The organism is Burkholderia sp. SJZ089 (genome assembly GCF_007828315.1).
Lineage (GTDB): Bacteria > Pseudomonadota > Gammaproteobacteria > Burkholderiales > Burkholderiaceae > Burkholderia > Burkholderia gladioli.
The window spans coordinates 128,255-144,661 of record NZ_VIUM01000001.1; the positions used below are offsets into that span (position 1 = coordinate 128,255).

Consider the following 16,407-nt stretch of genomic DNA (forward strand, 5'->3'; position numbering starts at 1 on the left):
CGTCCCATAACTAACGAAATGGACGCAGGCCACGTCAAAGAGCATGAACAAGAATGCGCATCGCCTGGTGTATTCCAGGCTTCGGGGTATGGTGATGGCCGTCGCCGAGACGACCACGGCCGAGGGCAAATCCGCAAGCGGCGAGGCGCGGCGGGTCAAGCGATCGTCAGGCATGCGCGCTGCCGCGGTACTGGCCACTTCGGCGGTGGCCAGTGCTCTGTCGACGCCGGTCCAGGCGCAAATCGTTGGAGCGGGACCGAGCGCGCCGACGGTGATCCAGACGCCGAACGGGCTGCCGCAAGTCAATATCAACAAGCCAGGCGGCAGCGGTGTGTCGGTCAACACCTACAACCAGTTCGACGTGCAGAAGGCCGGCGCGATCCTGAACAACTCGGCCACGATGGTCCAGACCCAGCTTGGCGGATGGATCAACGGCAACCCGAACTTCGGGCCGAACGATGCGGCGCGCATCATCGTCAACCAGGTCAACAGCCCGAACCCCTCCCAGATCCGCGGCGCGCTGGAGATCGCAGGCGCCCGCGCCGAACTTGTCCTGGCCAACCCGTCCGGCATCTACCTGGATGGCGCGGGCTTCATCAATACCAGCCGCGCGACCCTGACCACGGGCCTGCCGTTCTACGGACCAGACGGTTCGCTGGCTGGCTACAACGTCAGCCGCGGCCTCGTGACCGTTGCCGGGGCGGGCCTCAATGCCTCGAATCTCGATCAGGTCGACATCATTTCCCGCGCCGTGCAGGCCAATGCGGCGATCTACGCGAAGAATCTGAACGTGATCGCCGGCGCGAACCAGGTGAATCACGACACGCTTGCCGCGACGCCGATCGCCGGTGACGGTCCTGTTCCCGCTGTCGCGATCGATGTGGCCCAGTTGGGTGGCATGTATGCCAACAGGGTGTTTTTGGTTGGCAACTCGGCAGGCGTCGGTGTCGCGAACGCAGGGACGATCGCGGCGCAGGCCGGCGATCTGACGCTGCAATCGAATGGCCGTCTGGTGCTCACGGGCAAGACGACGGCGAGCGGCAACCTCGCGTTGTCGGCCGCGAACGGGATACAGAACAGCGGTACGACTTACGCGCAGCAGTCGCTGTCGGCCAGCATCGGCACCGATCTCACGAACAGCGGGACACTGGCGGCACAGCAGGATACGAGCGTGACTGCCGGCAGCGTCAATTCAACCGGCACGCTCGGTGCGGGCGTGAACAACGATGGGGCGGTCGGCCATGGCGGCGACCTGAACCTGACGGCCTCCGGTCAGTTCAGCGCAACCGGCCAGAATGCTGCTGGTGGCAATGCGTCGTTGACCGGTGCCAGTGTGAATCTCGCCGGCAGCCAGACGACAGCAAACGGCAATCTGTCGCTGAACGCGACAGCCGGCGAAGTGAACCTGTCGAGTGCGACGACCAGCGCACAAGGTACGGTCAACGCGAAGGCTTCCGGCACGGTGATCAACGAACACGGCAGCGTGTCGAGCGGCGCGGGCACGATGCTGAGCGGCGGTGCCTTGTCGAACCAGGGCGGCAAGGTCACGTCGCAAGGCCCGCTATCGGTCAACGTCACCGGCCAGATCGCCAACCAATCCGGCGAGCTGATTTCCGAGAGCACGGCGGGTATTCGTGGCGGCGCCATCGCGAACAACCAGGGCACCCTGCAAAGCGCGGCCGGCATGACGGTGATTGGCGCGTCGCTGGACAACACGGCAGGTCGGATCACGTCGCTCAATGGCGATGGCCTGTCGCTGACGACCAGCGGTCAATTGACCAACGCAGCGGGCACGACGGCGAACGGCGCGCAAGGCGGTGTCATCGGCGCCAATGGCGACGTTAGCGTGCAAGGCGGCAACATCGCGAACCACGGGACGATCACGTCCAACACGAATCTGCGTGTCGCGGGCCAGTCGATCGACAATGGCGCTGGCGCGCTACGAGCTGCGCGGAGCATCGCAGTCGATGCCGGCGCGCATCTCACGAACAACGGCGGCTCGATCGGCGCCCAGGTGGCAACGGTCAGCGCAACCACGCTCGACAACAGCGCCGGCACGGTACAAGCCGATCAGGTTTCGCTCACCGCGGTCGATCTCGCGAACCACGGCGGCACGATCACGCAAACCGGCACCGGCGCGATGCGCGTGAGCGTTTCGGGCACGCTCGACAATGCCAAGGGCACGCTGCAAACCAACAGCACCGACGTCATGCTCGCCCCGGCCTCGCTGGTGAACGACGGTGGCACGATCACGCATGCCGGCACCGGCAAGTTGACGCTGGGAAGCGGGACAGGCTCGATGTCGAACGTCGGCGGCTCGATCGCGAGCAACGGGCGCGTCGTCGCGCAAACCGCCGCGTTGGACAACACGTCGGGCTCGATCAATGCGCAGAACGGGCTGATGGCAAGCGTCGCCGGCACGCTGAACAATGCGAGCGGCAAGCTGTTGTCGAACACAGATCTGAACGTCGCGAGCGGTACGCTGGCGAACGACGGCGGCCAGGTCGGTGCGGGCACGAGCGCAACAATCCACACCGGTTCGATGACGAATCAGGGTGGCTCGATCGTCGCGCCGAACCTGTCGGTCACCGCCGATTCGAGGCTCAACAACAGAGGCGGCAGGCTCGAGGCCAATCAGATGGCGCTGACGGCCGCCAATCTCGTGAACCACGGCGGTACGATCACGCAGTATGGATCGTCGGCGATGGCGATGAACGTCAGCGGCACGCTCGATAACTCGGCGTCCGGCGTGATCCAGACCAACGCCACCGACCTGACGCTCACGCCGGCCGAGCTGGACAACGCGGGCGGTACCATCACGCACGCCGGGACCGGGACGTTGACGATCGCACCGGGCAATGGAGCCAATGCGCTGAACAACGCCTTGGGCACCATCGTGACGAAGGGGCAAGCGGTCGTCAACGCTGGCAGTTGGAACAACGCGGGCGGTATCCTCGCCGCGCAACGCGGCATCGAGGCGACCATTTCGGGCGACGTGAACAACGCACAGGGTTTACTCCGCTCTGACACGTCGCTGTCGCTGACGAATGGCGGTGCCCTGTCGAACCAAGGCGGGCACGTCCAGGCCGGGCAATCGAGCGCGGGCGACATCAGCACGCTCGCCGTTCAATCGGCATCGATCGACAACGCGGATGGCGCCATCGTCGACCTCGGCACCGGCAAGATGACAGTGCAGGGCGACAGCCAGATTGCCAACAGCCATGCTGGCGGCGTGGCGGGCATGGGCGCCATCACCGGCAACGGCGATGTGACGGTCAGTGCGGCGTCGATCAGCAACAGGCAAGGTGGCCAGCTGAGCGGCGCATCGCTTCATGTCCAGGGCGGCGCCTTGGACAATAGCGGCGGCCGCATTGGCAACATCGTTGGCAACGTCGCGAATTCGAGCGGCGACGTGAACGTCACCACAACCGGCGCGGTCACGAATACGAACGGCCAGATCAGCTCGACGCACGACTTATCGATCGCCGCGGCCACGCTGCAAGGCGGCAGCACCTACAGCACGACGCATGACACCAAAGTGCATCTCCAAGGCGACTACACGGCGGCGTCCGATACCCAGTTCAATGTCGGTCACGACCTCGCTTTCACCTTGCCCGGCACCTTCACGAACAACGCGAGCCTGCAGTCGGTCAACACATTGAGCGTCGACGCAGGCAACATCGTCAACGCGGGCACCTTGACGGCCGGCGGCTTGCTGCACACGCAGTCGACCAACCTGATCAATACCGGCGCGCTGGTGGGCGCCAGCGCCTCGCTGAACGCGACGAATATGATCGTGAACCTCGGGTCGACCGCGTTGATCGGTGCATCGGACAGCAACGGCACGCTCGACATCCTCGCGCGCGACATCGAGAACCGCGACGACACGACCGCGACCGACTCGATGGCGACGGCGGCCATCTTCGGCATGGGCAAGGTCGTGCTGGCGGGCGGCAAGGACGCGAGCGGCAGCTATACGAACGCCGCGCTCGTCAATAACGTGTCGGCCCTGATCCAGTCCGGCGGCGACATGGAACTGCACGCGGACAAGGTGACGAACACGCGCCGCGAGGTGAAGACGTCCACCAGCCAGATCGACCCCGCATCGCTTGCCCAGTTCGGCATTCCGATCAGCGGTCGCACAGGCCAGATCAATGTGAAGGATCCGGACAACATCGGCGGCGTCTACACCGAGCCGCCCCATGGCGGTCAGTGGAACAGCGATTATCAGTTCACGACCTATTATGCGGACAGCGCGACAGCGACAACCGTGACGGACCTCAGCCCGGCCGCCCAAATCGTGTCGGGCGGCAAGATCGATGCGTCGTCGGTCGGTACGCTGCAAAACTACTGGAGCGACATCGCGGCGGTCGGCGACGTCAAGATGCCGGCCCGCTACGACGCCGACGGCTGGGCGGCCTCCGGCCAGAAACTGCCGGGCGTGACGGTCTCCTACTCGGGGCAATACCACTACAACAACTACGACAACACCGAGCACGACTGGCAACTGCCGTTCGGCAACGCGCCGTTCGTCACGGGGCGCCCGGGCGGCTATACGCAGGCGGCGCCAGCCTCCCTCAAGGATTACACGCTGCCGGGCTATTTTTCGACGCTGAGTTCGAACGGCACGATCTCGGGCACGGGCGTCAGCGTCAATAACACGGCCGGTAACGCATCGATTCCGCCGCTCGGCCTGCTGCCGGGGCAATCGGTGCCGGGACTCACGCCGACCAAGCTGAGCGGAAACGCGAGCGGCGCGAAATTGGGGGCGTCGTCGGTACACGGCGGGCCGTCCGCGCCGGTCGATCCGATCCTTCCCAGCGCGACGGCACTGAACGTCCTAAACAACCTCACCATTCCGCAAGGCGGCTTGTTCAAGCCGACCGCCGCGCCGAACGCGAGCTATGTGATCGAGACGAACCCGGCGTTCACGAACCAGAAGAACTTCATCTCGAGCGACTACTTCTTCAGTCAGATCGGTGTCGACCTCACGCATATCCCGAAGCGCCTGGGAGACGGCTTCTACGAGCAGCAACTGGTACGCAATCAGGTGACATCGCTGACGGGCAGGGCAGTGCTCGGACCATATGCGGACCTGCAGGCGATGTATGAGTCGCTGATGGCGGCCGGCGCCGATCTGTCGAAGTCGCTCGATTTACCGATCGGCGCGAGCCTGTCGGCCGACCAGGTAGCGAAGCTGACCAGCAACGTGATCCTGATGGAAACGCGCGTGGTCGACGGCCAGTCGGTGCTGGTGCCGGTCGTGTATCTGGCGCAGGCCAGCCAGCAGAACATGAATGGCCCGCTGATCGCCGCAACCAACATCGATCTCCAGAACGCGCAGTCGTTCACGAACAGCGGCACGATCACGGCGGACAACACGCTGGCGATCCAGGGCAAGCAGATCGACAACGCATTCGGCGCGCTGCAAGGCGGCGGACTGATGGCGCTTTCGACCGAGAACAACATCGATCTGACGTCGGCGAACGTGAAGGCCGGCAGCCTGCAGTTGGACGCGGGCAAGGACCTGATTCTCGACACGGCGACGAAGACGAACACGCGCGTGAGCCGGGACGGCGCGACGAGCGTGGTCACCACGCTCGGGCCGACTGCCAAACTCGACGTTGCGGGCGATGCATCGATCACGACCGGCGGCAACTTCCAGCAGAGCGCGGGCGATCTGTCCGTCGGCGGTAATCTCGGCATGAATGTCGGCGGCAACTGGGATCTCGGTGCCGTGCAGACGGGCGAGCACAAGATCGTGCAGCGGGCCCATGGTGTGTCGAATACTGACATCAACAAGGTCACCGGTAGTTCGGTCAGCGTCGGTGGGCAATCGAGCATCGGTGTCGGCGGCGATTTGACCGCACGCGGCGCGCAGATCGACCTGGGCCAAGGTGGGACGATCGCGGCCAAGGGCAACGTGACGCTCGGCACGGCGAGTGCAACCTCGACCGTGAACAGCAACAGTTCGGGCAGCGATAGCCATGGCAGCTACGCGGAAACACTGCACACCTCAGATCAAGCACTGACCGGCACGACGCTGAAGGGGGGCGATACGGTCACGCTTGCATCGGGCAAGGATCTCACGATCAGTGGCAGCACGCTCAGCTTGAGTACAGGTAATGCGAATCTGATGGCGAGCGGCGACGTGAATATCGGCGCGGCAACCGAAACGCACGAGCTGAACTCGCGCGAAACGCATAGCCATAGCAATGTGGTGAGCGGTGTGAAGATCGCGAGCGGGATCGACCAGACGGCGACTTATAGCCAGGGCAGCACGGTGTCGGCCGACGGCATCAACGTCGTTAGCAACCGCGACATCAACGTGACGGGCAGCAACGTGGTGGGCACGAACGACGTCACGTTGCAAGCCAAGCGCGACGTCAACATCACGACCTCACAAGACACGACTCAATCGTCGAGCTATTTCGACAAGAAGGAATCGGGCCTCCTCACGAACGGCGGTCTGTCGGTGACGGTGGGTTCGCGCTCGGCCGCGCAGCAGGACCAAAGCAGTTCCGTGACGAACAAAGGGAGTGTGATCGGATCATCTGAGGGCAATGTCACGATCCAGGCTGGAAAGGACGCGACGATGACGGGGAGCACGATTGTGGCGGGCCAGGATGTCGGAGTCGCCGCGCAGAACGTGACCGTGAATGCCGCGTACGACACCTACAAGGACGCGCAGTCGCAGCAGTTCAGCCAGTCGGGTTTGAGCGTCGGATTGGGCGGCGGCCTGGTCGGACTCGGTCAGTCGATGGCAGGCGCCGTCCGCCAAGGCCAGCAGTCGGGCGATTCGCGCCTCGCGGCGGTACAAGGCGTGGCGGCAGCCGAGCAGGCATACCAGAACCGCGGCGGGATCAAGAGTGCCGCCAATGCCCTGTCGAACGGTAACGTCAGCGAGGCCGCCAAGGGCGTTCAGGTACAACTCAGCATCGGGTCGAGCCATAGCAGCAGCAATTCGACGACATCGCTTTCGGATGCGAAGGGGGCGTCGATCATCGGCAATGGCAACGTCTCCATTGTCGCGACCGGCACCCCGGACGCGAACGGAAATGCCCAAGCAGGTACCGGCAACATTGCGATGACCGGAGCGTCGGTACTCGGCAAGAACGTCGTACTTGATGCCAACAACGCGATTACGTTGCAGAGCGCGCAGAGTACCGAGCAGAGCACCAGCTCGAACAGTTCGACCGGCTGGAATGCGGGCGTGGCGATCGGCGTGGGCAAGAACACCGGCATCAGCGTCTTCGCGAATGGCTCCAACGCACATGGCCAAGGCAATGGCGATGGCGTCACGCAAACCAACACCACGGTGGCGGCCGGCAACAATCTGACGATGACCTCGGGCGGTGACACCACGCTTACCGGCGCACGGGTCTCGGGTGATAAGGTCAAGGTCGACGTCGGCGGCGATTTGACGATGACGAGTCTTCAGGATACATCGAACTACAGCAGCAACCAGCACAACACGGGGGCGAGCGGTAGTTTTACGTTCGGCTCAGGTGGCGGTGTCGACGCATCGATCGGCCATACCAGTATCGACGCGAACTATGCGTCGGCGAACCAGCAATCCGGCATCGTGGCAGGCAAGGGAGGGTTCGATGTCAACGTGGCGGGCCACACGCAACTCAACGGCGCGCAGATCGCGAGCGCCGCGCCGGCCGATAGCAACACGCTGACGACCGGCAGTCTCGGATTTACCGACATCCAGAACAAGATGTCGTATTCCGGATCATCGGAGGGTTTTTCGACCTCGGGAGGGCTGACTTTCGCACAGACGGGTGACAGCGCGAGCGGCGTCACGCACGCGGCGGTAAGTCCGGCGCAGATCGTTGTGAAGTCGGACGAACAGAACGGCACGGATAGCACGGCTGGCCTGTCGCGCGACACCGCGAACGCGAACCAGACGGTGGAAAACACCTTCAACCTGCAGAAGGTCCAGAACAACCTGGCGTTTGCGCAGGCGTTCGGCAAGGTCGCGACTTTCGCGGTGGCGGAAGCGGCGACGCAGTTGGAAAACAGTAATCCGCAGATGAAGGCGCTGTTCGGCGAAGACGGGGCGGGGCGCGACGCGCTGCATGTAGCCGTGGCGGCGATCGGCGCGGCGCTGTCGGGTGGCAACATTGGCGGAGCGGTTGCTGGTTCGTTGGCGGGCGATGTGCTGCAGTCCCTGGCGCAGCCGATCATCGATCAGACAGTGAGCCAGTTGCCGCTTAGCGCACAAGCCGCCGCGCGCAATGCACTGAACGAGATCGTGGCGACTGCCGGTGGTGCGGCGGCTGGTGCTGTCGCGGGTGGCGGTTCATCCAGTGCGTTGGCCGGTGCAGGGTCAGCCATCAACAACGAGCTTTACAATCGGCAGCTTCACGTAAAAGAGGTGAAGGTCGTCGAACAACTCGCGAAGGAGAAAGCGCAAGCGGTATGCCGCGGCGACTCAAGCTGCGTGACGCAGGCGACGACCTACTGGACCGACATGCTCGAGCGCGCGGCGAAGGGCATGGTCGACGACACGGCGAACAAGGAGAACATGGCCTATCTGCAGACGCTGATCCAGACGGCGAACAATCCGACCAGCGAAGGCGCAATGGGCGGCCTCAGCTCCTACCTGATGAACCTTCAGACGGCGCAAGACATGTTGTCGCAGTATATGGGCAAGCCGATTCTGGTGCGCGGTTCGCCGATGATCTCCGATGGGTCGGCACAGACGTATTTCAGTGCGACACCCGCGCAGCGTTCTGACCAGTATTTGAACTCTGTACTGGGTACGCTCCCAGGCTCGATCGCGCCAGGCGCAAGCCAGCGTGATCAGGATCGGTTGAGTAACTTCGCCACGCAAAATGGTTCAGTGAGGCCCGATTACACGATCGAAGAAACGGTCATCGGCGGTATTCTTACCAGCAAGATCGCGTCAACGGTAGCGCGCGCAGGTGAGTCGATTGATGTTTGGTTGGCGGGACCAGTGAATCCGACAGGCAAAGGGTTCATCAGCACTGGCAAGGTAACGATGGAGAGCATGCCGGTGAAATTGAATACTGCGGAACAAGGCGTGCTGTCACAACTCGACCAGCTTCCGTCGAAGGATTTGCAGGGGCAGGCCCGTGAATATGTGGCGAACAACTACTTCGTACGCAACGGCTTTACTCCATTGGATGGTAAGTGTGGCGTCAATTGCTTCGACGGCGTCTACATCAAGGGGGACACTGTATATATCAACGAAGTCAAGCCATTGAACGCGAACGGATCGGTCCAACTTAATGGCCCATCCGGTAGCTTGCCGACGCAAATGACTGATGGATGGATTGATAGCGCAGTTGCCCGTCTTCGAAGCGGAGATACAAATCAAAGGGTAACTGCCGACCTGATCCAGAAGGCAATTGATAGTGGCAAACTCGTAAAGGTCGTTACGGGTGTTAATTCGAATGGCGCAACACTTGTGAAGATAAAATAAGGTGTCGAAATGGATGCAGAGGCGATTAAGCGAAAATCTTTTGGATTTGATGCGGCCATGCTGCATATTCCGGAGGTTTCAGGCAAGATCCGCAATCGGATCAAGCCTATTGATTTGAAGCGCTGTTATGATGGACTTTCGAGAGATCACTCTGTGGTCGGACTTTATGATTATTTTGTCAATGGCGATATGCCATCGCTCAAAAATAATTTATACGTCTCGTGTGTTCTCAAGTTGACTTCCCTCGCCATAAGCGAGGATCGCTTTGAGCTGCAAACACCAGATTACTTATTGTACGCGATGATGTCCGACTCCAATGCGATGGTCCAGGCGTTCTCGGTCGTCTCACCTCATGGGTTCGTGAGTGCAAGAGAAGATCCATTAAATAATCAGTTCTATGTTCACATGCTTCAGTTGGCTATGACGGGCGACGATGTTTCTCTAGCTGACAAGATTCGCCGAATGGCGAAGAACGGGCGGAAGCCACTGAGAACTAAATGCGAGCGTGGTGAGGATTTTTTCTCGAGGTTGATTCGTGGCGATAAAGAAGGGCTTGAGCAAATCATTCGCACTGACGCTTCACGCAAGTCGGAGCACGTGTATACAGAGGATTATTTTTCATTCTTGGCTGTACTGGAGGCGAAACTGTGCTGGCGCCGAGGTGTTTTTGTCGAAGTCGATCATCCGCTGGTGCCAATGGAACTGATGCCGGTGAAGCCTCTCGATCACTACGATGACGTCTACGACTTTCTGAAACCCGGTTGGGTGCCTCCTCCGCAAGGACTGATCGGCCGCGTTTCCCGGTGGTTTAAGACATGATCGATCGACGTCCCGTGACGCTGAGGTAATGATGAAGAAAGCCAAATGGTCGGCGGCTCTGATGTTTGCTATGTCAGCGCTTCTCGCGGCATGCGAGACCGTGCCACCTGATGCTCCGCCGCGTCCTCCGCCGAAACCGGAAATGGAGCCCGTGTTGCCGTCGTGGTCCAGCACGATCTGGGTTATGGGCTTCTGGAAATGGAGCGGTACCGAATGGGTTTGGATTCCGGGGCATTTAGCACCCAAGCCATAAAATCGAACAGACAAGACCACATTTATGACAATCCGTATCCCGGTCGCGTTGCTGTCGGCCGCCTGCAGGGCAACCTGTCGCTCGGCATCGACAATCCCCTGGGCCTGAACGACATCTTCAACATCGGCGTGAGCCAGGATCTGGAGTTTGGCGACAAGCGCCTGGGCTCGCACGGCTGGAACGGTTTCTATTCGATCCCGTGGGGCTACTGGACCGCGGCGCTGTCCACTTACACGAACACCTACTATCAGCAGATCGCCGGCGTAAACCAGACCTTCATCGCGAGCGGCAATTCGAAGACGATCGATTTCAAGCTGAACCGTGTGCTGTCACGCAGCCAGAACGATGTATTCGGCGCGCAGTTTCGCTTGTCGCGCCGGTTCGGGCAAAGCTTCATCGAAGATACGGAAATTCCGCAGCAGCGCCGCAACAACACGTTCGTCGAATTCGGCCTGACCGATCGACACTACTTCAGTCATGCACAGTTCGACGGCACGCTCGCGTACCGGCAGGGTATTGGCGCATTCGGCGCACGGGACGACAGTCTCGCAGCCGATGGCGGCCCGACCTACCGCTACCGGATGACCGTGCTCGACGCCAACCTGTCGGTGCCGTTCGCGATCGCGCGGCAGCCGTTCCGGTACGTGACGACGTTCCACGGCCAATACACCAGCAACACGCTGTACTACATCGACGACCTGACGATCGGCAGCCGCTACACGGTGCGAGGATTCGACGGCGAAACGATGCTGGCGGCGTCGCGCGGCTTCTATTGGCGCAACGAGCTGCAGGCGCCGATCGGGCAGAGCGGACAGGCGATCTACGTGGGCCTCGACTACGGTCGCGTGTGGGGCCGCAGCCGATCGTGCAGGTGGGCACGCAGCTCGCGGGCGCGGTGATCGGCGTCAAGGGCAGCGTCGCGACACGCTTCGGCACCTACGGCTACGACCTGTTCGCTGGTACGCCGGTCTACAAGCCGTCCGGCTTCCGTACGGCGCGGATCACGGTCGGTTTCCAGGCGACGGCGCAGTTCTGATCTGACGGCGAGCGCTCCCATCGTTCAAGATCGCGCCTGCCCGGCTGCACCGAGCCGGCCGCCGCCCGCGGTCTGATTTTGTTATTCCCATCATTTTGTTCGATTCCGAAAAATGAAAATCAATCCAATCCGGCATTCGCTTTATCGAATCAAATATTGGGGGAAATGATAGCTATCAGGAATGCCAGTGCGCAGTTGACGGAAAGCTTTCTAATCACTCAATCTGAACCCGTCATCTGGCCGCGATTATTTCCGTGATAACGAAATGGATAGCTCGCGGACGCCGTGCCGGCCGCGTCGGGCGGCTGCCGGGTGGCCCATGTCGGCAATTCGCGCGCATTCGCGAATCATCCGTTTTTCATCGACTCCGCATTTCGAATAAATCATGAAAAAATCACGGTCTCTGAAAGCAATCGTCTGCATCCTGGCTTCCGTCGGTGTTTGCCTGATCGCCAATCAGGCGCACGCGCAAGCCGCCACCGGCGCCCCGATCCTGAAAGCGGCGGCGGCCTGCAATTTCAAGGTCTGGAGCCGCGGCGTCAATTACCAGAAGGGCGACATCGTGCTGTACCAGGCCAACGGACAGTACTACAAGCTCGTCAACGTGGGCACCAACGGCAGCGACGGCACCGATCCGACCATCAGCACCTGGTACTGGGCGCCCACCACTTGCGACGGCGGCAGTTCGCCCGGCAACGGCACCGATTTCCCGCTGAGCCGCGCGACCTTCGAGCAGATGTTCCCGACCCGCAACAGCTTCTATACCTACGACGGGCTGATCGGCGCGCTGAAGAGCTATCCCGATTTCGCCGGCGAGGCCAGCCAGGACGTCCGCAAGCAGGAAATCGCGGCTTTCCTGGCAAACGTTTCGCATGAAACGGGCGGCCTGGTGTACATCCGCGAATCGAACCAGGCGAACTGGAACAGCTACTGCAGCAGCGGCAATTGCGGCGGCAAGCAGTATTACGGCCGCGGCCCGATGCAGCTGAGCTGGGACTACAACTACAAGGCCGCCGGCGATGCGCTGGGCCTGAATCTGCTCGGCAACCCGGATTGGGTGGCCACCGACGCGACGATCTCCTGGGCCACCGCGATCTGGTTCTGGATGACGCAATCGGGCGCCGGCACCATGACACCGCACCAGGCCATGGCCAGCGGCCGCGGCTTCGGCGAGACGATCCGCTCGATCAATGGCTCGCTCGAGTGCAACGGGCGCAATCCGGCCCAGGTGCAGAGCCGGGTCGATGCCTACAAGCGCTTCGTCGGCCTGCTCGGCACGACCACCGGCAGCGGCCCGACCGGCTGCTGAGGCGAATCTCCGGCGAGCGGCGCCGCATTCGCGCGGCGCCCGCCAGCCGGTTACGGATGGCAGATACAGGGCCGGGCTGCCTGCAGCGCCGGCCCTTCGTCCGTCATGGCGCGCCGCGGCGATCTTGCGGTTCGTGACAAGTCGTTGACGGTCGCGCCGATTTTCAATAAAAAGGGATCGCTGAAGCCACCGTGTCCATTTTCCACCGGGCCACCATGACAACGACTCGAGGCATCTTCGTCGCGACACCCGCTTATGGTTCGAGCTGCTTCATGCCTTACGTGAGCGGCCTGCTGTCGCTGCAGCGTGCCTGCCTGGAAGCCGGCATCGCCTTCGAATTCTTCTACGTGAGCGGGACCGCGCTGCTGCACGAGCAGCGCAACGTGCTGATCCAGCGCTTCCTCGGCGAATCGACGCTCTCGCACCTGCTCTTCGTCGATGCCGACGTCGGCTTCGAGGGCCGCGACGTGCTGCGCATGTTCGAGCTGGGGGCCGAGATCGCGATCGGCCCGTATCCGGCCAAGCAGATCAACTGGGAGGCGGTGGTGGAGACGGCGCGGCGCCGTCCCGAACTGTCGGCGCAGCAGGTCGCGCGGGTGGCGGCCGATTATCGGCACACCGTCTTCGCGATCGGCGAGGGTGCCTTGAGCCAGGGCGAGCAGCCGGTCGAGGTATCGGCGGGCGGCGCCGGCATGATGATGATCGAGCGCGCCGTGTTCGGCCGGCTCGCCAGCGCCTATCCCGACAAGCGTGTCGTGATCCCCTCGAACTACCGGCATCTCCTGCCGCATTCGACGCACCTGCACGAGCACTTCGAATTCCTGCATGCGCCCGACGACGGGCGCCCCTTGTCCGAGGACCTGTCGTTCTGCCGGAAATGGCGCGACCTGGGCGGGGCGATCTATGCCTGCCCCTGGTTCCACACCACGCATACCGGCAGCTACGCGTTCGACGGCGACCTGCCGGCGCTGCTCGGGAGTCTCTGAGGCGGGGTTCGCGCAGGCCGATCGTGCCTGCCGCGCCGGACGGCGAGCCCGGCTCGCGCCAGACTCAGGCGAGCCGGAACACCGATACCGCCGAACGCAGCCTGCCGGCCTGCTCGTCCAGCGAGGTGGCCGCGGCCGCCGCCTGCTCGACCAGGGCCGCGTTCTGCTGCGTGACCTCGTCCATCTGCGTGACCGCGCGGCCCACCTGGTCGATGCCCGTGCTCTGCTCGGCGGAGGCCGCCGAGATCTCGCCGATGATGTCGGCCACTTGCCCGATCGAACGGTCGATCTCGTTCATCCGTTCGCCGGCCAGTTGCACCAGCCGGTTGCCGTCGCCCACCTTGTCGACCGACACCTGGATCAGTTCCTTGATGTCCTTGGCGGCCGAGGCGCTGCGTTGCGCCAGCGAGCGCACCTCGGCGGCCACCACCGCGAAGCCGCGACCTTCCTCGCCGGCGCGCGCCGCCTCGACGGCCGCGTTGAGCGCGAGGATGTTGGTCTGGAACGCGATGCTCTCGATCACCGAGGTGATGTCGGCGATCCGCGCGGACTGCTCGGCGATGCTCGACATCGTATCGACCACCTGGCGCACCGCCTCGCCGCCGAGCGAGGTCGCCTCGGTGGCGCTGCCCACCAGACCGTTGGCATGCCGCGCGTTGTCGGCGTTCTGCTTCACCGTGCCGGTGATCTGCTCCATGCTGGCCGCGGTTTCCTGCAGCGAGGCGGCCTGCTGCTCGGTGCGCTGGGAAAGGTCGAGATTGCCCTGGGCGATCTCGCCGGCGCCATGCGCGATCGCCTGGCTGGCGGTGTGGATCTCGGCGATCATCGCCGCCAGACGCTCGCGCATCCCGGCCAGCGTGGCGATCAGGCTGCCCGGCGCGGCGCGAGAGACGTCGAACTCGAGCTGCAACTGGCCGTTGGCGATGTGGCTGGCGATCTCGGTGGCATGGGCCGGCTCGCCGCCGAGCGTGCGGCGCACGCTGCGCACCATCATGTAGGCGATCGCCGAGACGAGCAGGGCGATCAGCACCGTGATCGCGGCGAGCAGGCCGGCGATCCGGTAGTAGGCCCGATCGATGTCGTCATAGAAGAAGCCGGTGCCGACCAGCCAGTTCCACTCGGGAATCCGCACCACGCCTTGCAGCTTCGGCTCCGGTTCGGTGTTGGCGTTGCGCTTGATCAGCAGGTCGACCAGCGCGAAATGCGACTTCGCCAGCGCGGCGGCATAGGCCTCGCGATCGCTCAGGCCGCTGGCGGTGTGATTGTCGGTGGTGCGCTTGCCGACGAAGTCGGGGTTGATGTGGACCAGGTTGATGTTGTCGGCATCCTTCACCCAGTAGTAGCTCTTCTGGTTGACGTTCAGCGCGGCCAGCGCGTCGAGCGCGCCTTGCCGTGCCTGCTCGGCACTGAGTTGGCCGCGCGCCTGCCGCTCGCGGTAACTGTCGACCAGATGCTCGGCCTTGCTCAGCAGGATCACGATCTGCTCGCCGCGGCTGTCGATCATGGCCTCGCGCATCACGCTCAGCGCGGTGGCGGCCATCAGGAGGATCCCGGCCAGCGCCGTGATCACGAGTATCGACAGTTTGGTGGACAGCTTCATGCGTTCACGCCTCGCCTGGATGATGTGGTCAGCTTCTATAACGACCCGGAGGCGAGGCGCCTTGAGACTTGGCGATCCTATGTAAACCCGCACTGGGCGCGGGAAATGGCGATTTCTCCTTAGACGTATGACGAAGATGGACCGGTTTGTCCAGTCTCAGGCCGCGGCTTGCCGGCGCTGTATCCAGCGCGCGTCGAGCGACCAGGCGCCGCCGCCCGACAAGGCGATCGACAGCGCCACGGCGCCCATCAGCACCGGATATTCGATGCCGCGTTCGAGCCAGGGCCAGGTGGGGCCGAGCACCCAGGCGATGCCGATCATCTCGGCGCAGATCGCGCAGGCCACGGCGCGCGTGCCGAGCCCGAGCATCAGCAGCACCGCGCCCGCGGTCTCGATCAGCATCACCAGCACGGCGAGTTGCTCGGCGAAGGGCAGGCCGGCGCCGTCGCGGATCAGGCGGATCGAATTCGCCATCGGATCGGCCATCGCGCCGTGCGCGGTGTGCAGCAGCTTCGGCAGGCCGTGGGTGAGCAGGATCGCGCCGAGCGAGATGCGCAGCACGGCGCGCGCGCCGTCGGAGGACAGGGAAGGGGAGGTGGCGGTCGGCATTGGCGGCTCCAGGCGAGCGTGGCGGGCGCGCCGGGACAGCGCGCCCGCCGTGACGGTTTGCTGCTCGGAATGCTCAGGCGGGCTGCTTGGGCGGGATGCCCATCTTCGCCAGCGTCAGCGTCTCGTCGGCGCGGCCCCAGCCGCCATCGACGACCTCGTCGACGAGCACCATCGAATACGGTCGCACGCCCTCGCCGAAGTATTCGACGAACATCGCGGTGGTGCGGTGAATGATCTCCTCCTTGGTGGCGGCATCGAGGATTCCTTCGGGAAACTTGAAATTGGCGAATGGCATGGTGGAAGTCCGGGTTATTTGGCCGATGGCATCGGCCGGGATGCCG

General features: G+C 63.1%; 8 protein-coding genes and 1 pseudogene. 6 read left to right on the forward strand and 3 right to left on the reverse strand.

The window, feature by feature from the left end; translation table 11 throughout:
- Positions 1-43: 43 nt before the first annotated feature.
- From bcpA to FB600_RS00515, 6 genes and pseudogenes are all read left to right on the forward strand, one after another.
- Positions 44-9,454, forward strand: a complete 9,411-nt coding sequence (gene bcpA, locus FB600_RS00490) for a contact-dependent inhibition toxin BcpA (protein WP_145756040.1) — start codon at positions 44-46, stop codon at positions 9,452-9,454.
- A 9-nt stretch (positions 9,455-9,463) separates the two neighbouring features.
- Complete coding sequence (locus tag FB600_RS00495) at positions 9,464-10,273, forward strand: immunity 49 family protein (protein ID WP_145756041.1); 810 nt, start codon at positions 9,464-9,466, stop codon at positions 10,271-10,273.
- A gap of 70 nt (positions 10,274-10,343) precedes the next feature.
- Entirely contained in the window at positions 10,344-10,526 is a 183-nt protein-coding gene (gene bcpO, locus FB600_RS00500) for a CDI system lipoprotein BcpO (protein WP_226809489.1), read from the forward strand.
- A gap of 41 nt (positions 10,527-10,567) precedes the next feature.
- Positions 10,568-11,562: pseudogene (locus FB600_RS00505) on the forward strand (ShlB/FhaC/HecB family hemolysin secretion/activation protein); the annotation flags it as partial.
- A 385-nt stretch (positions 11,563-11,947) separates the two neighbouring features.
- Positions 11,948-12,871 carry a glycoside hydrolase family 19 protein gene (locus FB600_RS00510; protein WP_096751122.1) on the forward strand — a complete coding sequence of 308 codons (924 nt, stop codon included), beginning with the start codon at positions 11,948-11,950 and terminating at the stop codon, positions 12,869-12,871.
- A gap of 215 nt (positions 12,872-13,086) precedes the next feature.
- On the forward strand, positions 13,087-13,857 hold the full coding sequence (locus FB600_RS00515) for a hypothetical protein (protein WP_013690288.1): 771 nt from the start codon (positions 13,087-13,089) through the stop codon (positions 13,855-13,857).
- Positions 13,858-13,921: 64 nt separating this feature from the next.
- On the opposite strand, the gene FB600_RS00520 is transcribed toward FB600_RS00515, so the two are convergent.
- The 3 genes from FB600_RS00520 to FB600_RS00530 all read right to left on the reverse strand — a co-directional run bounded on the left by FB600_RS00520 (position 13,922) and on the right by FB600_RS00530 (position 16,361).
- Positions 13,922-15,457 (reverse strand): methyl-accepting chemotaxis protein, encoded by a 1,536-nt coding sequence (locus tag FB600_RS00520; RefSeq protein WP_096751123.1) that lies wholly within the window; start codon positions 15,455-15,457, stop codon positions 13,922-13,924.
- Positions 15,458-15,613: 156 nt separating this feature from the next.
- Positions 15,614-16,066: a DoxX family protein gene (locus FB600_RS00525; protein WP_096751124.1), complete on the reverse strand. Its 453-nt coding sequence runs from the start codon at positions 16,064-16,066 to the stop codon at positions 15,614-15,616.
- 73 nt (positions 16,067-16,139) lie between these two features.
- Positions 16,140-16,361 (reverse strand): tautomerase family protein, encoded by a 222-nt coding sequence (locus FB600_RS00530; protein WP_013690291.1) that lies wholly within the window; start codon positions 16,359-16,361, stop codon positions 16,140-16,142.
- Positions 16,362-16,407 lie beyond the last annotated feature (46 nt).